The sequence below is a fragment of the Microbacterium sp. 1S1 genome (genome assembly GCF_008271365.1).
Taxonomy (GTDB): domain Bacteria; phylum Actinomycetota; class Actinomycetes; order Actinomycetales; family Microbacteriaceae; genus Microbacterium.
The window spans coordinates 757618-782590 of sequence record NZ_CP043430.1; the positions used below are offsets into that span (position 1 = coordinate 757618).

Consider the following 24973-nt stretch of genomic DNA (forward strand, 5'->3'; position numbering starts at 1 on the left):
CGCGTCAGGCCACCGACTCGAGCGTCGGGGGCTGCGAGGTCGCGACCTTCGGTCCCACGACGCGGGGGCGGAGCGCGAGGAACAGCAGCACCATGCCGGCGGCGAGCAGCATGTGTCCCACGCCCGCGATGCCGGCGATCATCTTCGTCGACTCCTGCCCGAGAACGGTCAGGCACCCGTGCCAGACGAGCATCGCCGAGGTCAGCACGAGCCCGGTGGTGTAGGTCCAGAAGAACCAGCCGAACAGGCGGCTCTCGGAGAGCGCGAACGCCTTCTCCAGGAGCATCACGACGAGGAAGACGACGAAGCCGAGCACGAGCAGATGCGTGTGCACGAGTCCGAGCTGCGTCGGGGCCCCCTCCGGGAATCCATTGATCTTGGTGAACTCGCGGTAGAAGAGTCCGGAGGCGACGCCCACCAGCATGGAGGCGAACGCGGCGGTGAAGAGCCTGCGCATGAGTGTCCTTTCTGTCTGCCTCCAGCCTCTCCGCGCGACCCGCGCCGCGGATCCATCGAACGGTTGAGACCGGCGCGCTCAGAGCAGTCCGGTGTCGCGGGCGACCGCGACCGCCTTCGCACGGCTGTCGACCCCGAGCTTCTCGAAGACGTGCACCAGGTGCGTCTTCACGGTCGCCTCGGTGACGAACAGGGCCTTCGCGATCTCCCGGTTCGAGGCTCCGGTGTCCAGGAGCCGGAGCACGTCGAGCTCGCGTCCCGTGAGCTGCACCCGTGGGGCGCGGAGGGCCCGGCCGACGCGCGCGGTCAGTTCCGGCGTCAGCACCTGCCCGCCGGATGCGGCCTGGCGGACCGCCCGGACGATGTCCTCCGGGTCGACATCCTTGAGGAGGTAGCCTGCCGCGCCCGCCTCGATCGCGCCGAGGATCTGGGCGTCCCGGTCGAACGTCGTGAGGAGGAGAACAGCCGGGGCCGGGTCGAGAGCGCGGAGCGCCGCCGTCGTCTGCACCCCGTCCATGCCCGCCCCCAGCCGCAGATCGCAGAGGACGACATCGGGGCGGAGATGCCGGGCGAGCGTGACCGCCTCCTCCCCCGACGCCGCCTCCCCACGACCTCCGCGTCGTCGCGGCGGTCGAAGAGCGAACGGACGCCGGCGCGCACGATCGGGTGGTCGTCGACGAGAAGAACGCGCACGGGAGTCACGACCGGCCTCCGAGGGGCAGATGCGCGGAGAGCGCGGCGCCGTCCCCGGGCGTGCTCTCCACGTCGAGTCCGCCGCCGAGCTCGCGCAGCCGGGCCCGCATCGCGCGCAGCCCGTACCCACCGCCCGGCCCCGCCGACTCCAGTCGGGACGGGTCGAAGCCGCGGCCGTCATCCACCACGTCCAGTCGCACGGCGTCGCCGGCATCCGCCAGCGTCACCACCACACGGGACGCGGCGGCATGACTGCGCACATTGGCGAGCGCCGACTGCGCCGTCCGCAGCAGAGCGACCTCGGTGTCGAGACCCAGGGCCGGGAGCTCCTCATCGACGTGGAGGGCCGTCGTGATCCCGGTCTCGGCCGTCAGGCGGTCCAGCATACGTGCGAGGGCATCGCTCAGCGCGGAGCCGTCCAGCTCGACGGGCATGAGGTCGTCCACGATGCGGCGCGCGTCGGCGAGCCCCTCCGCCGCGAGCTCCCCGATCTGCCCCAGTGCCCGACCCCGGCCGTCCTCGTGCTCCTGCGCCGACCGCGCGAGCAGGACGATGGACGACAGGCTCTGGGCGACGGTGTCGTGGATGTCGCGGGACACCCTGGCACGCTCCGCTGCGGCGCCGGATTCCCGCTGGGTGCGGGCGAGCTCGTCCTGGAGGGCCGCCATCTCCCGCTGCGTGGCGACGAGGGAGGCGATGAGTCGCCGTCGCTCCCGTCCGTCGCGGACCAGTTCCAGGTAGCCGCGGGAGATGCCGAGGGCGAAGATGCCCCCCACCAGCGGTCCGATCACGTTCGCGTATGTGGTGGTCCCGGTGTGCAGCAGGGGTGCGCCGATGACGACGGCGAGGATGAGGATGCTGAGCGTGGCGGCCCAGCGCAGCCGGAGCAGGAAGCCGGCGAGCAGCCACAGCGAGAACGCGAGCCAGACGAACTCCGGCGACAGCGCCACCGCACCCAGCCAGATCACCGTGAGCCCGAGCAGCCAGCCCGCGGCGAGAGCGCGGTCGTCCGTTCGAGACGAAAGCAGGAGCCCGCCGCCGTACCAGCCGAGGAAGGCGAGGGCGATCGCGAGGAGACCCGGCATCGGGACCCCGTCGACGAGCGAGCGCACGACGCCGACGACCGTGAGGACGACGGTGATGACCGCCTGGCCGATGCGGAGCGACGTGACGAGCCGCCCCCAGGAGCGCGTGCGTGCTCCCGCCCGCCCTCCGGGGTGGTCGGTCTCCGCGATGTCTCCGGTCGGCATGCTGACATTCTCGTCCGCCGGGCCCCTGCACGCCTCCATCCTTCGGTCGACCCGGTTCGAATCGCCGGCTGGCGGCCTCCGGCCCGGATCCGGAACCCTTCAGGCGATCCGAACGGAGGTATCGTGGGGCCGATGTCGACACCGCACCCGTTCCCGGCGACGATCGCGGGGGCCGTCGACCACGAGCTCGTGATCCGCAAATCGCGGTTCCTCACCCACGTCGCACCGGTGTCGACGGTGGCCGAGGCGGAGACGGTGATCGCGGCCGTCCGGAAGCGGGCGTGGGACGCGAACCACAACTGCACCGCGATGGTGACGGGTCTGCACGGTGATCAGGCGCGGTCGTCCGACGACGGCGAGCCCTCCGGCACGGCCGGCGTCCCGATGCTCGAGGTCCTCCGGCGCCGCGGTCTCACGGATGTCGTCGCGGTGGTGACCCGGTACTTCGGCGGAGTCAAGCTCGGGTCAGGTGGCCTCATCCGCGCGTACTCCACCGCGGTGTCCGAGACGCTGGACCGGGCCGCACTCGTCCGACGCGAGGCGCTCACGCAGGCGACCGTCGACGTGCCGCACGCCGAGGCGGGCCGCTACGACAACCTGCTCCGAGACTGGGCTGCGTCCCACGGGGCGACGCTCGGCACACCGGCGTACGGGGCCTCCGCGCGACTGGAGGTCTGGGTGCCCGCCGCCGCGATGCCGCGGCTGACCGCCGACCTCGCCGCGGCGTCGGGAGGTGCCGTGGCCCCGGTGATCGGCGTCGAGCGGATCGTCGACGTCCCGGAGTGAACCGCTCCCGGCGACCGCACGCCGTCCGACGGATATCCTGGACGCCGCGGTCGCGGAAGGAGAGCGATGTTCGACAGTCCGCTCTCGGCCTCGCCGTACGAGATCCTCGGCGTGGATCCGGCGGTCGACGAGGCCGAGCTCCGCCGGGCGTATCGGCTGCGACTGCGCCAGACCCACCCCGACACCGGCGGCGATGCGGCCGTGTTCATCCAGGTGCAACGCGCATGGGAGCTCGTCGGCACCGCCGAGGACCGCGCCGCGTACGACCGCCGCGCGGGACTGACAGACGACGGCGGCGAGTGGAGCGGCTGGCGCCCGCAGACCGTGCGCACCGACACCAGGCCGCGCGCCCGCTCCTACGGACACCCCGGCGGCTGGCGCCGCGAACGCTATCTCTCCCTGATCCGCGAGTGGGCGGGCCACGGGGTCGAAGTGCCCGATCCGTACGCCCCCGCTCTCGTGCGCGCCGCCCCGCGGGAGCTCCGGCGGCTGCTCGCCGATGCGCTCGCGGAGGAGGCCACCGCCCGGACGGTCTCCGACCTCGGCATGGGCTTCACGGTGTGGCACGACGTCGCCGCCGGACAGACGCCGGAGGACAAGCTCGACCACGTGGTGCTCAGCCCCTCCGGCCTCTACGGCGTCATGTCCGAGGACTTCGGCGGGGTCGTTGGCTTCCGCCGCGGGGAGATCACCGGTCCGAGCGTCACACGAGCCCCGGTCACGGCGGCCCTCGCCCGGATGCGCGCGGTGGCGAAGGCGGCGAAGGTGAAGTTCGGCGGCGCGATCGTGGTGCTGCCGGACGACGATCTCGCCCAGGCGGTGACCCCGCTCGGGAGCAGCCGCGGGGTTCCGGTCGTCGTGGTGCGTCGCAGCGCGTTGGCGATGGTGCTGCGACAGGGCGTCCCCGGAGCGCGGGCGATCGGCGGCAACGAACTGTTCGACGTCCGCACCCGGCTCCAGCAGACGGTCCGCTTCGTCTGACGACGGCGACGCGCCCGGCATCCCGGCATGCTCTTTTGAATCACTCAAAAAACGTGTAGAGTCGGGCGCATGGAAACGGAACTCGACTCGGCGTTGCGCGACGCCGGGCTGCGTGCGACCGCGGGCCGCGTCGCCGTTCTCGAGGCTCTCGGCTCCATGGCCCACACGGATGCGGAGCGGGTCTACCGCGCCGTGTCCGACGTGCTTCCGACCACGTCGATCCAGTCGGTGCACAACATCCTCGCGGACCTGACGACGGCGGGCCTCATCCGCCGGATCGAACCGGCAGGCTCCGCGGCGCTGTACGAACGGCGCATCGACGACAACCACCACCACGTCGTCTGCACCGCCTGCGGTGCGGTCGGCGATGTGGACTGCGTCGTCGGCGAGGCGCCGTGTCTCACCCCGTCCTCGACGGGGGGCTTCACCGTGCAGACAGCTGAAGTCACCTTCTGGGGCCTCTGCCCCAGCTGCCAGAACGCCGCGTAGGCGCATCCGCCGATCCCTCCGCGAGGGGCCGTTCGGCATGTCCGCGCGCAGAAGGAGAACACCATGACCAACCCCACCGATGCGGGCCGTCCGGCCACGACGACGCAGGCCGGAGCGCCGATCGCGAGCGACACGCACTCGCTGACCGTGGGCCCCGACGGCCCCACGGCGCTGCACGACCACTACCTGGTCGAGAAGCTCGCCTCCTTCAACCGCGAGCGGGTGCCGGAGCGCAACCCGCACGCCAAGGGCGGCGGGGCGTTCGGTGAGTTCGTCGTCACCGAGGACGTCTCGAAGTACACCCGGGCCGCCGTGTTCCAGCCGGGCGCCACCTCGGAGACGCTCCTTCGCTTCTCGTCCGTCGCCGGGGAGCAGGGCTCTCCGGACACCTGGCGCGACGTGCGCGGCTTCTCGCTGCGCTTCTACACGACCGAGGGCAACCTCGACATCGTCGGCAACAACACCCCGACGTTCTTCCTCCGCGACGCCATCAAGTTCCCCGACTTCATCCACTCCCAGAAGCGCCTCGGCGACTCGGGGCTCCGTGACGCCGACATGCAGTGGGACTTCTGGACGCTCTCGCCCGAGACCGCCCACCAGGTCACCTACCTCATGGGCGAGCGCGGCCTGCCCCGTAGCTGGCGCCACATGAACGGTTACGGCTCGCACACCTACTCCTGGATCAACGCCGAGGGCGAGGTGTTCTGGGTCAAGTACCACTTCATCTCCCACCAGGGCGTCGAGGCGATGAGCCCGGAGGAGGCCGAGCAGCTCGCCGGAAGCGACGCGGATCACTACCGTCGCGACCTGTTCCAGTCGATCGCCGCGGGCGACTTCCCGAAGTGGGACCTGTACGTGCAGATCATGCCCTACGACGAGGCCAAGGACTACCGCTTCAACCCGTTCGACCTCACCAAGACGATCTCGAAGAAGGACTACCCGCGTATCAAGGTCGGCACGCTGACCCTGAACCGCAACCCCGAGAACTTCTTCGCGCAGATCGAGCAGGCCGGCTTCGCCCCGGGGAACCAGGTGCCCGGTACCGGCATCTCCCCCGACAAGATGCTCATGGGCCGCATGTTCGCCTACCCGGACGCTCAGCGTCACCGCATCGGCGCGAACTACAACCAGCTGCCGGTGAACCAGCCGCACGCCGCCGAGACCCGCAACTACCAGCACGAGGGCTCGATGCGGTACCAGTACAACGACGCCGCGCACCGCACCTATCAGCCGAACTCCTTCGGAGCCCCCGGCGGCCCCGAGGCCGACCCGGCGAAGGGCATCGAGGTGAACTGGTCGGCGGACGGCGAGCTCACCCGCTCCGCCGCGACGCTGCACGCCGAGGACGACGACTTCGGTCAGGCCGGCACGCTGTACCGCGAGGTCTTCGACGGCCCGCAGCGCGCCCGCTTCCTGGAGGTGCTGACCGGTCAGGGCCGCTCGATCACGGTCGACGCCATCCGTGAGCGCTTCTTCCAGTACTGGACGAACGTGGACGCCGAGCTCGGCGCGGCTCTCCGCGACCGCGTCTGACCCGAGACCCCTGGTTCTCCTCGAAACCCCCTCCCGCGACACCGCGGGAGGGGGTTTCGGCGTGTAACCGGGGTCTCGGCGTCGACAGACGAGAGGGGGAGGATGGTGGGGTGGCTGTTTCCCTCTCCGACCTGACCGAGATGCCCGCCCCGCAGCACGTCTACGCGGCGGACGGCGCACGACTGGCGACCTATACGTGGGGCGAGCTCGACGCGCCCGTCGTGGTGACCGTGCACGGCTTCGCCTCGGGCGCCCGCGACAACTGGGTGCTGACCGGCTGGGTGCGCGAGCTGACCAGGGCCGGGTACCGCGTGCTCGCTCTCGACCAGCGGGGCCACGGGCAGAGCGACAAGCCGCACGAGTCCGACGCGTACGCCATCCGGAACCTCGTGACCGACGTCGAGACCGTCATGGACACGTATCTCGTCGACGACGCGTTCTACCTCGGCTACTCCCTCGGCGCCCGGGTGGGCTGGGAGGTCGCCCGGGAACTCCCGCACCGGATCGGTCGTGCGGTGCTCGGCGGTGTGCCCGACGGGATCCCGCTCGCGCGCCTGGACCTCGACCAGGTCCGCGCGTACATCACGGACGGCACGCCGGTGGAGGACCGCACGACACAGAACTACATCGCGCTGACCGAGCGCGTGCCGGGAAACGACCTGCGCGCACTCGTCGCCCTCGCGGAGGGGCTCCGCGCCTCCGGCACGATCGACCCCGACCCGGCGGACGCCCCGGTCGTCCCGCTGCTGTTCGCGACGGGATCCAAGGACGCGATCATCGAGGGCTCTCGCGCTCTGGCCGCCGCCGCTCCCGACGCCCGCTTCGTCGAGCTCCCGAACCGCCACCACTTCAACGCCCCCGGCTCGCGCGACTTCAAGGAGGCCGCACTCGCCTTCTTCGCCGAGTCCTGACCCCGCCGAGACCCCGTCTACGCGCCGAGACCCCCTCCCGCACGCGTGTGCAGGAGGGGGTCTCGAAGTGAGAGCGGGGTCTCGGGATCAGGCGGTGGCTTCCTCGCGCTTCGGGAGGACCCAGCCCGCGCGGGGGAAGTGGCAGGTGTAGCCGTTCGGATACTTGATCAGGTAGTCCTGATGCTCCGGCTCCGCCTCCCAGAACGGTCCGGCGGGCTCGATCGTCGTGACGGCCTTGCCCGGCCACAGGCCCGAGGCGTCGACGTCGGCGATCGTGTCCTTGGCGACCTGCTCCTGCTCGGGGGTCAGCGGGAAGATCGCCGAGCGGTAGCTCGACCCGATGTCGTTTCCCTGACGGTTCAGCGTCGACGGGTCGTGGATCTGGAAGAAGAACGCGAGGATGTCGCGGTAGGTCGTCTGGCTCGGGTCGAACACGATCTCCACGGCCTCGGCGTGACCCGGGTGGTTGCGGTAGGTGGCGTGGTCGTTCTCCCCGCCGGTGTAGCCCACGCGAGTGTCGAGCACGCCGGGCTGGCGACGGATGAGGTCCTCCATGCCCCAGAAGCAGCCGCCCGCGAGGACGGCCGTCTCGGTCCCGGGGGTGCGGGTGATGGTTCCGGTGTCGGTCATGACTGCTCCTCAGAGGTGTGGGTGGTGAAGAGGGGGCTGTAGCGACCGTACCCCTCCTTCTCGAGATCCTCCGCCGGGATGAAGCGGAGGGCCGCCGAGTTCATGCAGTAACGGAGGCCGCCCTCCGCCGCCGGTCCGTCGTCGAAGACGTGTCCCAGGTGGCTGTCGGCCCCGGAGGACCGCGCCTCGGTGCGGGTCATCCACAGCGTGCGGTCGGTCTTCGTGGTCACGGCGTCGGCGTCGATCGGGCGCGTGAAGCTCGGCCAGCCGGTGCCGCTGTCGTACTTGTCCCGCGAAGAGAAGAGCGGCTGGCCGGAGACGACGTCGACGTAGATGCCGTCGTCGTGATTGTTCCAGTAGGCGTTGCGGAAGGGCGGCTCGGTGGCGTCCTGCTGCGTGACCTCGTACTGCAGGTTCGTGAGACCGCTGACGGCCTCGGGGGTCCTGCCGTAGTCGTTCGACATGAGTGGCTCCTTGTCCGACGCCGCTGGCTGCGGCGTCACAGAGGAGAACCACGAGAGCCCGGCTTTTGGTCCCGTGGGGCTGGGAGCGGGCTGGGAGTTTCCGGTCAGCCCGCGTCCCGGACGACGGCGAGGTTCCGCTCCGCGGTCCGCACGACCTCCGCGACCGTGCGATCCTCCGGCCGCCGCGCGACCTTGAGGCCGCGCCAGGGCACGTCGCCCGCGGCGTAGAGCCCCGCGCGGACGTGCGCCGCGTCGAGCAGCGACGCGGACGCGGGATGGGCCTCCGCGATGGGCAGGTGCGCGTCCGTCCAGGCGGGTCCGTACGGGCTCTCCACCGGAGCGGCTCCGGAGAACGCGAGCCCGGTCAGCAGCCCGGTGTCCGCCGCCTCGGCGATCTGCGCGGTCACCGCGTCCGCATCCCGCAGCTCGATCGCCGACCGCCCCCAGTTGAGCCAGAGGCCGACCGGGGCACCGGCGGACCGGATCGCCGCGATCTCGGCAGCGAGCGGGAGGAATCCCTTCTCCGGCGTCTGACCGGGAACGGCGGCGTCGCAGTGCTCGATGACGAGCCGCGCTCCGCTCCAGTCCCACGCGGCGACCTCTTCCAGCGACCGGGCGAGCGCGTCCGCCTCACCGAGCCCCCGCGGGGCGGAGTGCAGCATGACGACGGCGACGGACGCCGGGCTCTCGGCGCTGAGCCGCGCGACATCGTCCGCCACGCGGCGGAGATCCGCGAGCGCTGCCGTTCTGCCGTCCGCGTGCGGCGAGGCGAGCCCGTACGCCGGCTCCTCGCCGAGTCGGCGCATGACGAAGGGCACCGGCGTGACGGCGAGCGGCACCGCCGGCACGTGGTCGAGGAACCAGGCGGCGTCGTGCGGATGGACCGCCCCCATCCACGGCACCTCGAGCCCTGCCACCCCGGGGAGCGCGCAGAGCTCCGGCAGCAGCGCGGCCTCGAATGCCGGATCCCACCGGGCGTGCGCCGGAGACAGCGGGTACGCGCTGAGGAGCACGGGAGTCACGGACGGGCCTCGGCGAGACTCCGCGCGAACCAGGACGTGATCGTGGCGGGGTGCGTGATGGCGGTGCCGACGCACACCGCGAAGGCGCCCGCGGTCATCGCGGCGGCGGCGTGCGCCGGGGTGTGGATGCGCCCTTCGGCGACGATCGGTCGCGTGCACTGCCGGTCGATGAGGCCGATGAGGTCGAGGTCGGGGCCGTCGCCCTTCGGCCGCTCACCGGTGTAGCCGGAGAGGGTGGTGCCGAGGATGTCGGCGCCCGCGGCCTCCGCAGCGATCGCGTCGTCGAGCGAGCCGCAGTCGGCCATGATGAGCGCGTCCGAGCGCGCGCGCAGGCCGGCGATCGTCTCAGCGAGCGTGCGGCCGTCCGGCCGGGGGCGACGGGTGCCGTCGATCGCCACGATGTCCGCGCCGGCGTCGGCCACGGCCACGGCATGCTCCAGCGTCGGCGTGATGAAGACGTCCGCGTCGCCGTCCTTCCACAGTCCGATGATCGGAACCGGGAGCGCCGCCACCGCACGGATGTCGTCGATGCCCTGCACGCGGATCCCGGCGGCACCGCCGACGAGGGCGGCTTCGGCGACCTGCGCCATGGTCCGCGGGTCGCGCATCGCCTCGCCGGGGTAGGCCTGGCACGAGACGATCAGGCCGCCGCGCAGGCGTTCGAGGGTGGGGGTCGGGGTCATGGTCGCCTCCAGGCGGAAGCCGCGGCTCCTCGCAGCGGCGCGTCGTCGCCGAGCGTGCCCGGCAGGATGGGGGTGGCATGCAGAGCGTCGATGGCGTCGGCGCGGAAGGCGGCCCGCAGGGAGTCCCACCAGAGCTCACCGATCCGCGGCACACCGCCGGTGACGACGATGCGCTCCGGGTCGAGGAGCGTGGCGGCTCCCGCGAGCGCCCGGCCGACCGCGGCGGCGGAGTCCTGGACGGCGCGGACGGCGAGAGCGTCACCGGCCCCGGCTGCGGCGGCCACCGCGCGGGCGTCGGGGACTCCCGCGTCACCGCCGAGCGACAGATAGTGCCGGTGCAGCCCCACACCGGAGCCGAGGGCCTCGAGATGTCCGTTCCGGCCGCAGGGGCAGCGGAGGTGCGCGGCGCCTGGGATCGGGAGGTGTGCGAGCTCGCCCGCGACGTGGTGGGCTCCGCGCACCGGCCGGCCGTCGAAGACGATGCCTGCTCCCACCCCGGTGCCGACGGCGACGACGAGGGCGCTCGCTGTTCCGGCGGCGGCACCGTGGAGATACTCCCCCGCAGCGTGTGCGTCGACGTCGTTCTGCACGGCGACCGGCGCATCGGCGGGGAGGCGGTCCGCGAGGGCTTCCCGGATCAGAGCGGCCAGCGGAGTGCCCGGCCAGTCGGCGAAGGTCTCGGTGGCTGACACGATCGTCCCCGACTGTGCGTCGACCACGCCCGCGGTACCGATGCCGACCCCGGCGAGCACGGTCCGGTCGTCGAGCAGCCGCTCCGCGAGCGCGGCGACCGTCGCCACGACCGCGGCGGGGCCCCCGCTCGCGGGGGTCGGCGCCGCGGCGGTGCGCAGCAGCGCGTCCGCCCGGTCGGCGAGCGCCGCGGCCGTCTTGGTGCCGCCGATGTCGACGGCGAGGACGACCTGGCGCATCACACCGCGACCGGGAGGAGGCCGAGCTCGTCGAGGATCGTGCGGATGCCGGCGACGGCCTGCGGGGAGAGCGGCTCCACGGTGTCGGCCATCGCCGCGTGGTCGATGATGCCGCGGGCGTGCATCGCCGCCTTGAACGCTCCGACACCGGTCGCGTCGCCGGACAGCCCCTGCGGCTGGAACACGATGTCGAAGAGACGGTTGATGCGCTCCTGCTCGGCCCGGGCGGTCGCCCAGTCGCCCCGCTGCGCGGCCTCCCAGAGGCGCACGTAGCCCGCGGCCTCCACGTTCGCGAGGCCGGGGACGACACCCGCGGCACCGACGAGGGCCATCGCGTCGACCACGACCTCGTGCCCGGTGAGCAGCTGCAGCGGGCGGCCCGCGGCATCGTTCGCCGCGATCAGTCGACGGAAGCCGACGTCGTCGCCGGACGAGTCCTTCACCCCCTGGAGGACGCCCTCCCGGCCGAGCTGCACGAGCAGGTCGATGCCGAGCTTGGAGTGCACGCGCACCGGGACGTCGTAGGCCCACAGGGGAACGTCGATCGCGGCGGCGATCGTCCGGAAGTGCGCGGCGACCTCGGCCGGCGAGTTCAGCGTGTACAGCGGCGCGGTGGTCACGATCGCCTGCGCGCCCGCGGCGGCGAGCCGGCGCGCCGTCTCGATGATGCGAGGGGCCGTGAGCTCGATCGCCCCGGCGATGACGGGGACCCGTCCGGCGTTCGCGGCGACGATCGTCTGCAGCAGCTCGACGCGCTGGTCGTCGGTGAAGTAGGCCGTCTCGCCGGTGGAGCCGAGCGCGAACAGGCCGGAGACGCCCTCCCCGATGAGTCGCTCCACCAGACGGGTGAGCGACGCGTGGTCGATCGTCCCGCCGGGGAGCAGCGGGGTGGCGACGGGCGGGACGACGCCGGAGAACGAGAGGGCGGGAGCGGGGGAAGGCATGGGTGTTCCGTCTTTTCAGTGGTGGGGTTCGAGCAGCGAGGGCGCAGCCCCCAGCAGCGTGCGGGTGTAGGGGTCGGCGGGGTCGTCGAAGACCCGGGCGGCGTCGCCGTGCTCGACGACGCGGCCCTTGTTCATCACGGCGATCTCGTCGGAGAGGTAACGGACCGTCTGGATGTCGTGGGAGATGAAGACCATGCCCAGTCCGAGCTGCTGCTTCAGGTCGGTCAGGAGGTTCAGGATCTGCGCGCGCACGGAAACGTCGAGGGCCGAGGTCGGCTCGTCGGCCACGATGACCTGCGGGTCGAGCACGAGAGCCCTGGCGATCGCGACGCGCTGCCGCTGGCCGCCGGAGAGCTGACGGGGCAGTGCCTCCAGCGCGGAGGACGGCAGCCCTACGAGCCCGATGAGGTCGCGCACCTTGCGCTCCCGGCTCGCCGGACTCCCGAGGCGGTGCACCTGCAGGGGATCGAGCAGCGCGTCCCGCACCGTCATGCGGGCGTTCAGAGCCGTCGCGGGATCCTGGAAGACCACGGAGAGGATACGCCCCAGGCGCTGTCGTACCGCGGGCGTGAACGTGCGCACCGTCTGCCCGTCGAAGATCACCCGCCCGCTCGTGGGCTTCTCGAGACCGATCAACACCTTCGCGGAGGTGGACTTGCCGGAGCCGGACTCGCCCACGATCCCCAGCGTCTGGCCGCGGCGGACCGTCAGCGAGACCCCGGCGAGCGCGTCGACGTACTGCGGGCGGAACAACGACGAGCTGCGGGCCCGGTAGCGGACGCGCACGTCCTGCAGCTGGATGACGGGTTCGCTCATCGCCCTGCTCCGATCGGTTCGACGGGCGCATCGTCGGGATGCGCGGAGTAGTAGTGCTCGGTGCCGGCGATGTGCCGCCGCACGGGTTCCACGCCGACGTATCGCGTGGGATCCGCGGAGCGCGGGGCGAAGCGGTCGCCCTCCGGGAAGTCCCGCGGCGACGGCACGACGCCCGACACCTGGTGCAGGCGGTCAGAGCCGGCCTCGATCGAGAGCACCGCGCCCAGGAGGCCCTGCGTGTACTCGTGGACGGGCTGCGTGAGCACCTCACGCGTGGTGCCCTGCTCGACGACCTGACCCGCGTACATCACCGTGATGCGGTGCGAGAGCTCGGCGACGAGGGCGAGGTCGTGCGAGACGAACACCAGTGCGAAGCCGAGCTCCCGCTGCAGGCGTATGAGGAGCTCCACGACCTGGGCCTGCACCGTCACGTCGAGGGCCGTCGTGGGCTCGTCGGCGATCACCAGGCGCGGGTCGCGGGTCAGCGCCATCGCGATGAGCACGCGCTGCCGCTGACCGCCCGACAGCTCGTGCGGGTACGAGGCGAGCGTGCGCTTCGGGTCGAGACCGACGAGCTCCAGCAGCTCCTCCGCCGTGCGGGTGCCGCCGCGGGATGTGAGCTGCTTCATCTGCGCGCGGATCAGCATCGCGGGATTCAGCGAGCTCAGGGCGTCCTGATAGATCATCGCGATGTCGTGGCCGCGCAGCACGTTGCGCTCCTTCGGCGTCATCCGCAGCAGATCCCTGCCGTCGAACAGGATGCGCCCGCGGATGTCGGCCTTCGGATCGAGCAGGCCCATGATCGCCAGCGAGGTGATGGACTTGCCGCACCCCGACTCCCCCACGAGCGACATGGTCTCGCCGGGGCGCACGGTGAAGCTGACATGATCGACCACGTCGACGTCGCCGTGGCGCGGGAAGGAGATGCACAGGTCCTGCACCGCGAGCAGCGGCGCGGCGTCCCCCGTGTACACCAGGCGATCGGTGCGGGCGAGTTCGCGGGCGCGCAGCTCGGCGAGGCGTTCGGCCAGCGGCACCGCCTCCGCGGTGGGCACGAGCACATCGGGCACACCGCTGGGCACCGAGAGGTTGACCGCGGTGTCGACCGTCGGGATGACGTGGGTGTCGTCCGGGGCGGCGGCTTCCTCCAGGTCGTGCGTCGACTCCTCCGTGTTCGCGGCGTCGGCCGTGACCTTCCTGGCGCGTGGCGACACCATCGCGTCGGTCATCCCCTCGGACAGGATGTTGAGGCACAGCACCGTGATCATGATGAGGATGCCGGGGAAGAACGTCGCCCACCAGGCCCCGCTCATGAGCAGATTGCGGCCGGCGGCGATCACGTTGCCCCACGACGGCTCGGGGTCGGGCACACCGGCCTGCAGGAACGACAGCGAGGCCTCGAACACGATCGCGTCGGCGACGAGCACCGTGGCGAAGACGAGCACCGGCGCCATGGCGTTGCGGGCGACGTGCCGCACGATGATGCGCGGAGTTCCGGCGCCCATCACGCGGACGGCCGAGACGTAGTCCTCGCCGTACTGGTCGAGGATGTTCGCGCGGACGATGCGGGTCAGCTGCGGCACGTAGAGGAACGCGATCGTCAGCACGAGCACCGGCAGCGACTTGCCGAACACCGCCACGAACACGGCGGCGAGCGCGATGCCGGGGAACGACATGACGACATCCATGACGCGCATGAGGGTCTCGGAGATCCACTTCGGCGCGGTCGCGGCGACCGTGCCCAGCACGCAGGCGACCGCGAGGGCGACGAGGGTGGCCCCGAGCCCGATCACGAGGGAGTAGCGGGCGCCGTAGACCAGCCGGGAGAAGATGTCGCGACCCTGCCGGTCGGTGCCGAACCAGTGCTCCGCGCTCGGTGGCTGCACCGGGGAGCCGGAGGCGAGCGGGTCGTACGGCGCGATCAGCGGAGCCAGGATCGCGGCGAGCGCGATGATCGCGAGCACCGCGAGACAGACGATCGAGCCGAGGGAGAGGCGGCCCCAGCGGAGGCCGGGGACGGAGAGCCGTTCCGTGAGTCTGCGTCGCATGTCACACCGCCCGGATTCGAGGATTGATGAGCACGTACAGGAGGTCGACGACGATGTTGATCACGACGAAGGCCAGCGCGACCGCGAGCGTCACGCCCTGCACGAGATTGGGTTCGTTGTTGGTGACGCCGTTGAGGATGAGGGTGCCCATGCCGGGGATCGCGAAGATGATCTCGATCACCACGGCGCCGCCGAGCAGGTACCCGATGCGGAGACCCAGCACGGTCACGGGGGTGATCAGCGCGTTGCGCAGCACGTTGCGACCGACGACGATCACCCGCGGGATGCCGGCGCCGAGGGCGGTGCGCACGTAGTCGCGGTCGAGCTCCTCGACCATCGAGGTGCGCACGACGCGGGACAGCTGCCCGATCACGGGCACGGCGAGGGCCACCGCGGGAAGGGTCATCCGGGCGAGCCACCCGGACGGGTCGTCGGCGAAGGCCGGAAGCGGGCCCGAGGCCGGCAGCACCCCGAGCGCCAGGGTGAAGACCTGGATGAGGAGGATCGCGAGCCAGAAGGAGGGCGTGGACAGCGCGGCGACGCCGAAGACGCGGATGACCTGGTCGGGCCAGCGGTCGCGGGAGACCGCGGCGAGGACGCCGATCACGAAGGCGACGATGACCGCGATCAGGAGACCGAGGAAGGTCAGGGCGAGCGTCACCGGGAAGGCCCTGGCGACCTCGTCGACCACGGGCAGGCTGCGGGCGGAGTAGGTGCCCAGGTCGCCCTGGACCAGCCCGAACAGGAAGTTCACGTAGCGGACGAGCAGCGGGAGGTTCAGTCCGTGGTCTTCGCGGTACGCCTCCAGCGCTTCGGGGGAGGCGGTCTCGCCGAGCGCAGTGCGCGCCGGGTCGACGGGTGAGAAGGACATCACGAAGAAGACCAGGAACGTGATGCCGAGGATCATCAGCGGCAACTGCAGCAGTCGCCGGCCGACGAGGCGGAGCGTGTGGGACACGTGCCGCTCCTTCCGGAGGTGGGGTGGCGGGGGCGCGCTCTTCGGGTGAGCGCACCCCCGCGCTGTCGGTCAGGTGCTACTTCGCGGCCACGCCGACGTCGAGGAACGACAGTCCGGTCGTGGGGACCGGCTGGAAGCCGACCAGCTCCTGGGAGTTCCAGGCGGTGGGCAGCTTGCGGTGGAACAGCGGGTACAGCACGGCCTGGTCCGAGATCAGGTCATAGGCCTGATTCCAGGATTCCTGCTGCTCGTCGCCCTCCTGGGTGACGGCGGTGTCCAGCAGCGTGCGCAGCTCGGCGTACTCCGGGGAGTCGGACCGGGCGGTGCGGGTCTGGGTCCAGACGTTCTCGCCGTACCACCAGTTCATGAGCAGGTCGGGGTCCACGCCGAACACCGACGGGTCACCGGGGGCGATGGCGACCGTGTAGTCGCCGGAGTCGACCTTCTCGTACATCGAGGCCGACTGACTGATGTCGAGGGTGGTGTCGATGCCGATCGCGTCGAGGGACTCCTTGATGAGCGGCGCCACCTCCTTCACCCAGCCGGTGTCGGTCATGCGCAGCGTGATCGCGAGGTCGGAGACGCCGGCTTCCTCCAGCAGCTCCTCCGCCTTCTCCGGATCGTACGAGTAGACGGTGGACGCCTCGTGGTAGTTCGGGTAGTCCTCGGGAAGGAACGACGTGGCCGGGGTGGCGTTGCCGAGCATGCCGGTCTCGATGATCTTGTCCATGTCGAGCGCGTAATGCAGCGCCTGGCGGACGCGAACGTCGTCGAACGGCTCGGCCTTCGTGTTGAACATCATGAAGAGGAGGCCGAAGGACTGCACGCTCTCGACCTCGGCCGAGGCGGCCAGTCCGTCCGCATCGATGTAGGGCACGTCCTCGATCGCCTGCACCGTGCCGGTCGACATCGCGGTGACGCGGGCGGAGGCATCGGCGAGGAGGTTCCAGTTCATGCCGGCGGCGAGCGCGGGACGGGGGCCGTTGTAGTCGTCGTACCGCTCGAAGACGATCTTGTCCTCGGGCACGGCGGAGACGAGGGCGTAGGGGCCGGAGCCGACCGGGTTCGCGCCGAAGCCCTCGGGGTCGGCTTCGACCACGGCCTTCGGCACGATCTTGACGACGCCGAGACGATCGTCGATGAGGGAGAACGGATAGTCGGTGGTGATCCGGACGGTGTCCTCATCGACGGCGGTGACGGTGTCGATGAACTCGACGAACGAGCGGAACAGCGAGTTGTTCGCCGGGTCGAGGACGCGCTCGTAGCTGAAGACCACGTCGTCGGCGGTGACCGGGTCTCCGTTCTGGAACGTCGCGCCTTCGCGGAGGTCGATGTCATAGGTCGTCTCGTCGACCTGCGTCGGGAAGTCGGCCGCAAGGGCGGGGGCGGGCTCCTGCGTGACCGGGTCGAGGTCGATGAGTCCCTCGAAGACGTGCCAGTTCGCCGAGACCGTCACGGCGCCGGACGCGACCATCGGGTCGAAGCTGCCGTTCAGGGTGTACGAGATCCCGGCCTCGATGATGCCGTCCGGGTCGATGTCGCTCGCGGCGGGGCTCTCGACGGTGCTCTCGGCACCGCCGCCGCAGCCGGCGAGCGCGAGGGACGCGGCGACCGTGCCAGCGACCGCCATCGCGAATCGACCCGCCCGGCGGCGAGTGATGTGTCGGTTCATGTGTGCTCCAGGTGATGGGGGGCGACGCCTTGAGGACATCAGACGTCTGATGTACTCTAAACACACGTTCGACCGGATCACAAGAGTGAGAGGATCGGAGCGTTTCCGGCAGGCAGGAGAGGGACCCTATGAAGTCCACCACGGGGAGGGCGTCGCGGATGCGGCGAGCCACGACGGCGGATCAGATCAAGCAGCTCATCCTCACACGCGGACTCACCCCCGGCGACCCGCTGCCGACCGAGGCCGAACTGTGCGAGGAACTCGACGTCTCGCGCTCCTCGGTCCGTGAAGCGATCCGCACGCTCTCCACGCTCGACATCGTCGACGTCCGGCACGGACACGGCACCTACGTGGGCGCGATGTCGCTGGACCCGATGGTCGAGGCGCTCGTCTTCCGCGGTGTGCTCTCCCCCGAAGGCTCACTGCAGGCGCTGCGCGAGGTCGTGGAGGTGCGCCTCGCCCTCGATCTCTCCATGGCCGAGCGCGTGGTCGGGGCCGCCCAGGCGCAGGAGGACCCGGAACTCGACGAGCTCGTCGCCGAGATGGTCGACAAGGCCGGCCGCGGCGAGTACTTCCTCGACGAGGACCGGGCGTTCCACACCCGGCTTTTCGGCGCGATCGACAACCGCCTGGTGGGCCAGCTCGTCGGAGCCTTCTGGGACGTGCACACCGCCGTGCTCCCGCAGCTCGGCATCGCCCAGCCCGATGACATCCACAAGACCGCCAAGGCGCACGGCGACATGCTGGACGCCGCACGCGCGGGCGACGTCGAGCGCTACCGCCGAGCCGTCATCGAGCACTACCAGCCGCTGCAGCGCGTGCTAGCGACAGCAGAGGACGTGCGGGCCTGAGCCCAGGACTCGGTAGTCTGACTTTCCCACCCACGGAAAGAGGACCCGCATGTCCGTTGGACTGCTCGCCGTCGTCGACGACATCCTGAGCGCCGCGATGAAGGCGTCGGCGAAGGCCGCCGGAGTCGTGATCGACGATGCCGCCGTCACCCCGCAGTACGTGCAGGGCATCACGCCGGCTCGTGAGCTCCCCGTGGTCGGCAAGATCGCCCTCGGGTCGCTGGTGAACAAGTTCGTCATCATCATCCCGATCGCCCTCCTCCTCACCGCCTTCGCGCCGTGGGTACTGCCGTACCTGCTGATCCTCGGCGGCTCGTACCTCTGCTTCGAGGGCGCGGAGAAGGTGCTCGAGTGGTTCGGCGTGCACCACGGCCACGCTGACGAGGGAGCCCGCGACGAGAGGAAGCTCGTGCTCGGTGCCGTCCGCACGGACCTCATCCTCTCGACCGAGATCATGCTCATCTCGCTCGCCAGCCTCGACAAGGGACTCGACATCTGGTCGACCCTCGCCATCCTCGCCGTGATCGCACTGCTCATGACCATCGCCGTGTACGGCGCCGTGGCTCTGCTGGTGAAGATCGACGACATCGGGCTGAAGATGGCGAAGAACCCCGTGCAGCGCGTGCGGCACACCGGTACCCGGATCGTCCGGTCGATGCCCGCGGTCTTCCGCTTCATCAGCGTGCTCGGCACCGTCGCGATGCTCTGGGTCGGCGGACACCTCGTCCTTGTCAACCTCGGCGAAGTCGGTCTGCACGCCCCGGTCGACGTGCTGCACGCGGTCGAGCACGCCCTCGAACCGCTGGGGGGCGTGATCGTGTGGGTCGTCGACACGATCATCTCGGCGATCGCCGGTCTCGTCTGGGGTCTCGTGATCGTCGGCATCGTCCTCGGCATCGCGAAGCTCTTCGGCAGGAAGCCGAGCTTCCACGAGGGCGAGGCCTCCCCCGCCGACATCCACGTCTGACATGAGCGCCGTGCATCTCAGGGACGCCGAGAACGCCGACCTCGACACGATCACCGCGATCCACAACCACGCCGTCGTGCACACGACCGCGATCTGGAACGAGGAGGCGGTGGACCGTTCCGATCGGGCAGCCTGGCTCGCCGATCGGACCGCACGCGGCTATCCCGTCGTCGTCGCCGCCGACGAGACCGGCGTGGTGGGCTACGCGTCCTACGCTCAGTGGCGCCCGCATAGCGGCTACCGCCTCACCGTGGAGCACTCCGTCTACGTGCGCGGCGACCAGCGCGGCCGAGGAATCGGCACGGCCCTCATGACGGAGCTCATCGCCCGAGCCAGGACCGACGGGATGCACGTGATGATCGGCGGGGTGGAGAGCGGCAACACCGCCTCCATCGCCCTGCACGAACGACTCGGATTCCGCGAAGTGGGGCGCATGCCCCAGGTCGGCGCGAAGTTCGGCCGCTGGCTCGACCTCAGCATGCTGCAGCTCGTGCTCGACGAGCGCCCCACCCCCGACGCGGCGCTCTAGCCGATGGGTCTCCTGCAGTGGCTGGTCGACACGTTCTCCTCCTCCTGGGTGCTGCCGGGCGGGCAGACCCTTCTGGTGCGTGAGGTCGTCGGGAACGCGTTCGGACTCGCGAGCGCCCTCGGCGGCATGCGGCGGAAGGTCTGGGCCTGGCCGGTCGGCATCGTCGGCAACGTCCTGCTGCTGACGGTGTTCCTCGGTTCCGCGCTCAGCCCCGATCCCTCTCTCCCGCATCTGCTCGGGCAGGCCGGGCGACAGGTCATGTTCATCGCCGTCGCGATCTACGGATGGATCCGCTGGCGGAACGCCGACGGCGGCCGCGTCGTGCCACGGTGGGCGCCGGCCCGCGCCCGGATCGGGTTGGTGCTCGCGCTCGCCATCGGAACCGTCGCCCTGACGCCGGTGTTCCGCGCCCTCGGTTCGTGGGAACCGGTCTGGGCCGATGCCTGGACCTTCGTCGGGTCGCTGCTCGCGACGTACGGCATGGCCAAGGGATGGACCGAGTTCTGGCTCATCTGGATCGCCGTCGACGTCGTCGGGGTGCCCCTGCTCTTCAGCGCGGGCTACTACGCGACGGGGCTCATGTACGTCTTCTACGGCCTCTTCACCGCGGTCGGCTTCGTGATCTGGTGGCGGGCGCAGCGCCAGGCCGCTCCCCCGATCGTGATCCTCCCGCCCGACCCGAGTCCTCGCCGTCCGGACGGCGAGGTCTGATCCACGCCGCCGATTGTTTCGGTGCGTGTCGCCACCGCTCGCCTCGACGCGGTCCCGTCCCGTTTCATGGGGGCATGACCCGGCAGATCCGCTTCAACGCCTTCGACATGAACTGCGTCGCCCACCAGTCGTCCGGCCTGTGGCGGCATCCCGACGACCGGTCGCGGCAGTACAACACCCTCTCCTACTGGACCGAGCTGGCGAAGCTCCTGGAGAGCGCGACCTTCGACGGGATCTTCATCGCCGACGTCCTCGGCACCTACGACGTCTACGGCGGCACGAACGAGGCCGCGATCCGCAACGGTGCCCAAGTGCCGGTGAACGACCCGATCCTCCTGGTCAGCGCGATGGCCGCGGTGACGGAGCATCTGGGGTTCGGCGTCACCGCCGGCACCGCGTTCGAGCATCCCTATCCGTTCGCGCGCCGGCTGAGCACACTCGACCATCTGACTCAGGGGCGCGTCGGGTGGAATGTCGTGACGGGCTATCTGCCGAGCGCCGCCCGGAACATGGGTCAGGAGGACCAGCTCGCCCACGACGACCGCTACGACCATGCGGACGAGTACGTCGAGGTGCTCTACAAGCTCTGGGAGGGCTCGTGGGAGGACGACGCCGTCGTGGAGGACCGCGAGCGCGGCATCTTCACCGACCCGTCGAAGGTGCACCCGATCCGCCACGAGGGCAAGCACTTCTCGGTGCCCGGCATCCACATCTCCGAGCCGTCGCCGCAGCGCACCCCGGTGATCTATCAGGCCGGTGCAAGCCCCCGCGGCGTCAGGTTCGCGGCGGAGAACGCCGAGGCCATCTTCGTCGCCGCCCCCTCCAAGGAGGTGCTCGCCGGAACCGTGAAGCGGATCCGGGACGCCCTCGAGGCCGCGGGGCGCGGCCGGTACGACGCGCGCATCTACACACTGCTCACCGTCATCACTGCCGCGACGAGCGCAGAGGCGACTGCGAAGCACGCCGAGTACCTCTCGTACGCGAGTCCCGAGGGGGCGCTGACGTTCATGTCCGGGTGGATGGGCGTCGACCTCTCGCAGTACGCCGAGGACGAGCCGGTCGGGAACGTCGAGTCGAACGCGATCCAGTCGGTGCTGCAGCACCTGAAGGAGGAGGCCGACCTCGGTCGTGAGTGGACGGTCGGGGACTTCGGCCGCCACAACGCCATCGGCGGGCTCGGGCCGACGATCGTCGGCTCCGGGGTCGAGATCGCCGACGAACTGCAGTCGTGGGTCGAGGAGACCGACATCGACGGCTTCAACCTCGCGTACGCCGTCACCCCCGGCACCTGGCAGGACGTCATCGAGCACGTCATCCCGGTGCTGCGGGAGCGCGGCGCCTATCCCGAGGAGTACGTCCCCGGCACACTGCGCCACAAGCTGCACGGTCGCGGCGACCGGGTCCAGCCCACGCACCGCGCCGCGCAGTACCGCCTCTGACCCGTTCGAGCCGAAGGCGGATCAGTCGGCGTCGCGGGTGAAGAGACTCCGCAGCACGAGGAAGACCACCACGGCGACGACCGCGACGATGGCGAGCTTCGCGATGAACCAGAGCACCGAGAACAGCGCGCTGACGATCCACCACGCGATGACGACGGCGAGGATGACGCCGAGGACGGTCCAGATGTTCTTGGTCATGCCTCCAGCCTACGGAGTCGCGGCGGCCGGGATCTCGTCCAGCGAGCGGTAGACGGGCAGTCCGCGCTCGTGGGCGATGGCGACGTCCTGGTCCGCGCCCGCCGATTCCCCCGGCAGGCGCAGCACCGCGTCGCAGTGCTGGAGGAGGCGATGGGCAGTCTCGTACATTACGTCGCCGCCTCCCGCGTCGGCCTCGTCGAGGGTGCGGAGGATGGGCAGGGCGGCCCACTCCCCGATCATCGGCACGTGCCCGAGGCGGAAGATCGGGCCTGCGGCCTCTTCGAGGGACGCGAGATTGCGGGCGATGAGGGCGGGATCGCCGCCTGTTCCCGAGCGGTACGGACCGGCGATGAGGATGAGGAGTGGTTTCGTCATGCCGATGACTGTAGTCTGAATCATGCAAGAACGTGCAACTTCGTGAGGAAACACATGCTCGCCGCCCAGCGCAAGGATCACCTGCTCGCCCTCCTCGACCGCGAGGGGCGCGTCGTGGCGAAAGATGTGGCTGCGGATCTCGGCGTCTCGGAGGACGCGATCCGCCGCGATCTCCGCGAGCTCGCCGAAGAGGGCCGGCTGCTCCGCGTCTACGGCGGCGCCATCCCCGTGCCCGCTGCGGATCGGCCGGTGGTCGAGCGCGCCACCGTGGCCACCGAGAGCAAGGAGCGCGTCGCCCGCGCGGCCGTCGCGCACATCCGGCCCGGGTCCACCATCGTGCTGGACGGCGGCACCACCACGCTGGCCCTGGCCGCCCTCCTCCCCGCCGAAGCCGGTCTCACGGTCATCACACCGAGTCCGGCGGTGGCTCTGTCGGTGGCTGCGCACTCCGATGCGCGCGTGATCCTCATCGGCGGCGAGCTGACTCGGCACTCGATGGTGGCCGGCGGTGCCCTGGCGATGGAGGCCGTGCAACATCTGGCCGCGGACGTCTTCTTCCTGGGCGTGACCGGCGCCGACCCCGGCGCCGGCTTCACCACCGGCGAGCTGGACGATGCCGTCACGAAGCGGGCTCTCGCGACGCGGTGCGCGGAGACCATCGTGCTGGCGAGCGAGGAGAAGATCGGCGCGGTCTCGCGGTACCCGGTCCTGCCGCTCGATGCGGTGGACGCGGTCATCACCGACCCCCTCGACGAGAACCCGCTGATCGCCGAGCTTCACACGCAGGTCGGGGGCCCGAACGCCGCGTGATCGCCGCCACCGCCGTCAGTCCGCGGACGCCGCGCCCGTCCGGTCGCCGAGGAGGTCGTGGAGATGCCCGGCGGCCGCAAGCAGCGCGACGCTGCGGCGCGTGAGGTCGGCCAGGCGGGCGGCGAGGACGTCCCGCACTTCCGCCGGACCGCTCCGCGCCCGCACCCGCTCGACGAGGACGGAGATCGCCGGGATGCCATAGCCACCCGCACGCAGAGCTGCGACGATCCGCGCCTCCGTGATGGCGGTCGCACCGTACGTCCGCGAGGAGGCGGCGGTCGTGGTGCGCGCGGGCCGCACGAGGCCCTCGCGCTCCCAATGCCGCAGCGCCGAGGGACGAACGCCGAGCGCCTGTGCGAGCTCGCCGATGCTCAGGGCGTCCTCGGTCAGGAACACCTCGTCGGCCTCGGCGAGCGCGACGTCCAGTGCCCGCACCGCCTCGTTCACCCGAGCCCGTTCGGCCGCCAGCTCCGCGTGCAGGACGTCGATCCGCTCGGCAGCCTCCGCGACCGTCCCGGCGACGAGGCCCGGCACGAGCGCCCGCGCCGGGACCGGGCCGAGTGCGGCGGCCATCGCACGGTAGACGCGCAGTGCCATGAGATGTCGGGCGCCGAACTGTCGGTATCCGTTCACCGCTCGCACGGCCGGCGGGATCACGCCCAGGCGTTCGAGGTCGCGGACTTGCTGCACGGAGTAGCCGACGCGGGCGGCCAATGCGCGTGTGCTCATCACCTCCTCTGGAGGGTTCAGCATGGTTCTCTCCCGCAATATCCGCCTCCAGCCCTCCATAAGGACATCAACCCGATCATTGAAGCATGGACAGGCAGCAGATCATCGACCATGTGCGGTCCCTCGACGGCGCCCTCGCCGTGACCCCCGAGCCGGGCAGCGACTTCCCGGAACTCGCCTGGGGAGACTCCTTCTTCTTCCACGCCCCCGACGGCCGGATGCCCGAGCGCACGCAGCCGTTCGGCACCATCGTCACAAAGGACTATCCCGAAGACGCGTCCTCCGCACTCGACAGCTCCGGACGTTTCCGCGTCAACATCCACGTCGGTCGGGAACGTGCCGCTGCGCTCGTTTCCACCGATCCCGCACCCACGGCAGTCGACGTCTTCCGTCGCCACCCCCTCTACGGTGACGCGGGCTGGATCTGCGTCATCAACCCGGCGGAGGCCACAGGACAGCACGTCCTGACGCTCCTGCGCGACGCCCATGCCGAGGCGCGAGCCCGAGCCGAGCGACGGAGCCGGTGAGCGCGTGGGCACCGTGCAGGGCATGACAGAGGCGGAGCGGCGGACCGTCGCGGTCTGGGCAGCAGACTGCGCCGAGCGCGTGCTCCCCCTCTTCGAACGGGAGGACCCCGCCGATGACCGGGCGCGCGACGCGATCGCGCGCACCCGGGCCTTCGCCCGCGGGGAGCTGACGGCGGCCGGAGAGATCCGTCGACGCTTCGTCGCCGGTCGCGCCGCGGCGAGCGCACAGACCCCTGTCGGCCGTGCCGCCGCGCGTTCCGCCGCGCAGGCCGCCGGGGTCGCTCACATGGGGGCGCACGCGCTGGGAGCGGCCGCGTATGCCGCCGTGGCCGTCGGGCTCGCTCGTCCCGACGATCCTTCCGCGACCGCCACCGAGATCGAGGCGCAACAGGAACTCCTCGGCCCGGAAGCCGCGGCGGCCCTCCGCTCCCTCCCGCCGCTCGGCACGGACACCGCCGGTCCGCTCGGCCCCGGGATGCTCGCGTCGGGCGCACTCGGCGACGTCATCCGCATCCACCAATCCCGACTCACCTGACGCCGCCACGGGCGCGCACACGCTTCAGCCCCGATTC

General features: G+C 70.9%; 28 protein-coding genes and 1 pseudogene. 13 read left to right on the plus strand and 16 right to left on the minus strand.

What is annotated here, in order from left to right:
* Positions 1-4: 4 nt before the first annotated feature.
* The 3 genes and pseudogenes from FY549_RS03855 to FY549_RS03865 form a co-directional block, all read right to left on the minus strand.
* Positions 5-457, minus strand: a complete 453-nt coding sequence (locus FY549_RS03855; protein ID WP_149083909.1) for a DUF2871 domain-containing protein — start codon at positions 455-457, stop codon at positions 5-7.
* 78 nt (positions 458-535) lie between these two features.
* A pseudogene (locus FY549_RS03860) lies at positions 536-1158 on the minus strand (response regulator).
* Positions 1155-2399 carry a sensor histidine kinase gene (locus tag FY549_RS03865; protein WP_149083910.1) on the minus strand — a complete coding sequence of 415 codons (1245 nt, stop codon included), beginning with the start codon at positions 2397-2399 and terminating at the stop codon, positions 1155-1157. The pseudogene FY549_RS03860 and the gene FY549_RS03865 overlap by 4 nt, the downstream one beginning before the upstream one ends.
* 132 nt (positions 2400-2531) lie before the next feature.
* On the opposite strand from FY549_RS03865, the gene FY549_RS03870 reads away from it, so the two are divergent.
* From FY549_RS03870 to FY549_RS03890, 5 genes are all read left to right on the plus strand, one after another.
* A complete protein-coding gene (locus tag FY549_RS03870; protein ID WP_149083911.1) occupies positions 2532-3185 on the plus strand; it encodes an IMPACT family protein in 654 nt (217 codons plus the stop codon).
* A gap of 66 nt (positions 3186-3251) precedes the next feature.
* Complete coding sequence (locus tag FY549_RS03875) at positions 3252-4166, plus strand: J domain-containing protein (RefSeq protein ID WP_149083912.1); 915 nt, start codon at positions 3252-3254, stop codon at positions 4164-4166.
* A gap of 69 nt (positions 4167-4235) precedes the next feature.
* Positions 4236-4655, plus strand: coding sequence for a Fur family transcriptional regulator (locus FY549_RS03880; RefSeq protein WP_149083913.1), 420 nt, complete (start codon positions 4236-4238; stop codon positions 4653-4655).
* A gap of 63 nt (positions 4656-4718) precedes the next feature.
* Positions 4719-6188, plus strand: a complete 1470-nt coding sequence (locus FY549_RS03885) for a catalase (RefSeq protein WP_149083914.1) — start codon at positions 4719-4721, stop codon at positions 6186-6188.
* Between the two features lie 110 nt (positions 6189-6298).
* Positions 6299-7099, plus strand: coding sequence for an alpha/beta fold hydrolase (locus FY549_RS03890; RefSeq protein WP_187614920.1), 801 nt, complete (start codon positions 6299-6301; stop codon positions 7097-7099).
* A gap of 87 nt (positions 7100-7186) precedes the next feature.
* Here FY549_RS03890 and msrA read toward each other — a convergent pair whose 3' ends face one another.
* From msrA to FY549_RS03940, 10 genes are all read right to left on the minus strand, one after another.
* The gene (gene msrA, locus FY549_RS03895; protein ID WP_149083915.1) at positions 7187-7729 is read right to left on the minus strand and encodes a peptide-methionine (S)-S-oxide reductase MsrA; all 543 of its coding nucleotides are present in this window, start codon (positions 7727-7729) and stop codon (positions 7187-7189) included.
* The gene (gene msrB / locus FY549_RS03900) at positions 7726-8193 is read right to left on the minus strand and encodes a peptide-methionine (R)-S-oxide reductase MsrB (protein WP_149083916.1); all 468 of its coding nucleotides are present in this window, start codon (positions 8191-8193) and stop codon (positions 7726-7728) included. The genes msrA and msrB overlap by 4 nt, the downstream gene beginning before the upstream one ends.
* A 104-nt stretch (positions 8194-8297) precedes the next feature.
* Positions 8298-9215, minus strand: a complete 918-nt coding sequence (locus FY549_RS03905) for a DUF4862 family protein (protein ID WP_159463840.1) — start codon at positions 9213-9215, stop codon at positions 8298-8300.
* A complete protein-coding gene (locus tag FY549_RS03910) occupies positions 9212-9898 on the minus strand; it encodes an N-acetylmannosamine-6-phosphate 2-epimerase (RefSeq protein ID WP_149083918.1) in 687 nt (228 codons plus the stop codon). The genes FY549_RS03905 and FY549_RS03910 overlap by 4 nt, the downstream gene beginning before the upstream one ends.
* Positions 9895-10827 carry an ROK family protein gene (locus tag FY549_RS03915; protein ID WP_149085984.1) on the minus strand — a complete coding sequence of 311 codons (933 nt, stop codon included), beginning with the start codon at positions 10825-10827 and terminating at the stop codon, positions 9895-9897. The genes FY549_RS03910 and FY549_RS03915 overlap by 4 nt, the downstream gene beginning before the upstream one ends.
* Positions 10827-11771 (minus strand): dihydrodipicolinate synthase family protein, encoded by a 945-nt coding sequence (locus tag FY549_RS03920; protein WP_149083919.1) that lies wholly within the window; start codon positions 11769-11771, stop codon positions 10827-10829. Before FY549_RS03920 ends, FY549_RS03915 begins: the two co-directional genes overlap by 1 nt.
* Positions 11772-11786: 15 nt before the next feature.
* The gene (locus tag FY549_RS03925) at positions 11787-12587 is read right to left on the minus strand and encodes an ABC transporter ATP-binding protein (RefSeq protein ID WP_149083920.1); all 801 of its coding nucleotides are present in this window, start codon (positions 12585-12587) and stop codon (positions 11787-11789) included.
* Positions 12584-14635, minus strand: coding sequence for a dipeptide/oligopeptide/nickel ABC transporter permease/ATP-binding protein (locus FY549_RS03930; RefSeq protein WP_149083921.1), 2052 nt, complete (start codon positions 14633-14635; stop codon positions 12584-12586). The genes FY549_RS03925 and FY549_RS03930 overlap by 4 nt, the downstream gene beginning before the upstream one ends.
* 1 nt (position 14636) lies before the next feature.
* A complete protein-coding gene (locus FY549_RS03935) occupies positions 14637-15593 on the minus strand; it encodes an ABC transporter permease (protein WP_149083922.1) in 957 nt (318 codons plus the stop codon).
* 76 nt (positions 15594-15669) lie between these two features.
* Positions 15670-17265, minus strand: coding sequence for an ABC transporter substrate-binding protein (locus FY549_RS03940; RefSeq protein ID WP_149083923.1), 1596 nt, complete (start codon positions 17263-17265; stop codon positions 15670-15672).
* A gap of 128 nt (positions 17266-17393) precedes the next feature.
* Between FY549_RS03940 and FY549_RS03945 the strand changes: the two genes are divergently transcribed.
* The 5 genes from FY549_RS03945 (at position 17394) to FY549_RS03965 (ending at position 21762) form a co-directional block, all read left to right on the plus strand.
* A complete protein-coding gene (locus FY549_RS03945; RefSeq protein ID WP_200838990.1) occupies positions 17394-18116 on the plus strand; it encodes a FadR/GntR family transcriptional regulator in 723 nt (240 codons plus the stop codon).
* 49 nt (positions 18117-18165) lie between these two features.
* The gene (locus FY549_RS03950) at positions 18166-19083 is read left to right on the plus strand and encodes a DUF808 domain-containing protein (protein WP_149083924.1); all 918 of its coding nucleotides are present in this window, start codon (positions 18166-18168) and stop codon (positions 19081-19083) included.
* A 1-nt stretch (position 19084) separates the two neighbouring features.
* Entirely contained in the window at positions 19085-19612 is a 528-nt protein-coding gene (locus FY549_RS03955; protein ID WP_149083925.1) for a GNAT family N-acetyltransferase, read from the plus strand.
* Between the two features lie 3 nt (positions 19613-19615).
* Positions 19616-20323 carry a nicotinamide riboside transporter PnuC gene (pnuC, locus tag FY549_RS03960; protein ID WP_187614921.1) on the plus strand — a complete coding sequence of 236 codons (708 nt, stop codon included), beginning with the start codon at positions 19616-19618 and terminating at the stop codon, positions 20321-20323.
* 74 nt (positions 20324-20397) lie between these two features.
* Positions 20398-21762, plus strand: coding sequence for an LLM class flavin-dependent oxidoreductase (locus FY549_RS03965; protein ID WP_149083926.1), 1365 nt, complete (start codon positions 20398-20400; stop codon positions 21760-21762).
* 21 nt (positions 21763-21783) lie between these two features.
* On the opposite strand, the gene FY549_RS16440 is transcribed toward FY549_RS03965, so the two are convergent.
* Both FY549_RS16440 and FY549_RS03970 read right to left on the minus strand, forming a co-directional pair.
* Positions 21784-21960 (minus strand): hypothetical protein, encoded by a 177-nt coding sequence (locus FY549_RS16440; RefSeq protein WP_025102796.1) that lies wholly within the window; start codon positions 21958-21960, stop codon positions 21784-21786.
* Positions 21961-21969: 9 nt separating this feature from the next.
* On the minus strand, positions 21970-22335 hold the full coding sequence (locus FY549_RS03970; protein ID WP_149083927.1) for a DUF4406 domain-containing protein: 366 nt from the start codon (positions 22333-22335) through the stop codon (positions 21970-21972).
* A gap of 54 nt (positions 22336-22389) precedes the next feature.
* Between FY549_RS03970 and FY549_RS03975 the strand changes: the two genes are divergently transcribed.
* Positions 22390-23145, plus strand: a complete 756-nt coding sequence (locus tag FY549_RS03975) for a DeoR/GlpR family DNA-binding transcription regulator (RefSeq protein ID WP_149083928.1) — start codon at positions 22390-22392, stop codon at positions 23143-23145.
* Between the two features lie 15 nt (positions 23146-23160).
* On the opposite strand, the gene FY549_RS03980 is transcribed toward FY549_RS03975, so the two are convergent.
* Positions 23161-23874, minus strand: a complete 714-nt coding sequence (locus FY549_RS03980; protein ID WP_149083929.1) for a MerR family transcriptional regulator — start codon at positions 23872-23874, stop codon at positions 23161-23163.
* Between the two features lie 86 nt (positions 23875-23960).
* On the opposite strand from FY549_RS03980, the gene FY549_RS03985 reads away from it, so the two are divergent.
* Both FY549_RS03985 and FY549_RS03990 read left to right on the plus strand, forming a co-directional pair.
* Complete coding sequence (locus FY549_RS03985; protein ID WP_149083930.1) at positions 23961-24401, plus strand: DUF6194 family protein; 441 nt, start codon at positions 23961-23963, stop codon at positions 24399-24401.
* A gap of 22 nt (positions 24402-24423) precedes the next feature.
* Positions 24424-24936 (plus strand): putative immunity protein, encoded by a 513-nt coding sequence (locus FY549_RS03990; RefSeq protein WP_262381129.1) that lies wholly within the window; start codon positions 24424-24426, stop codon positions 24934-24936.
* The last annotated feature ends 37 nt before the right edge of the window (positions 24937-24973 follow it).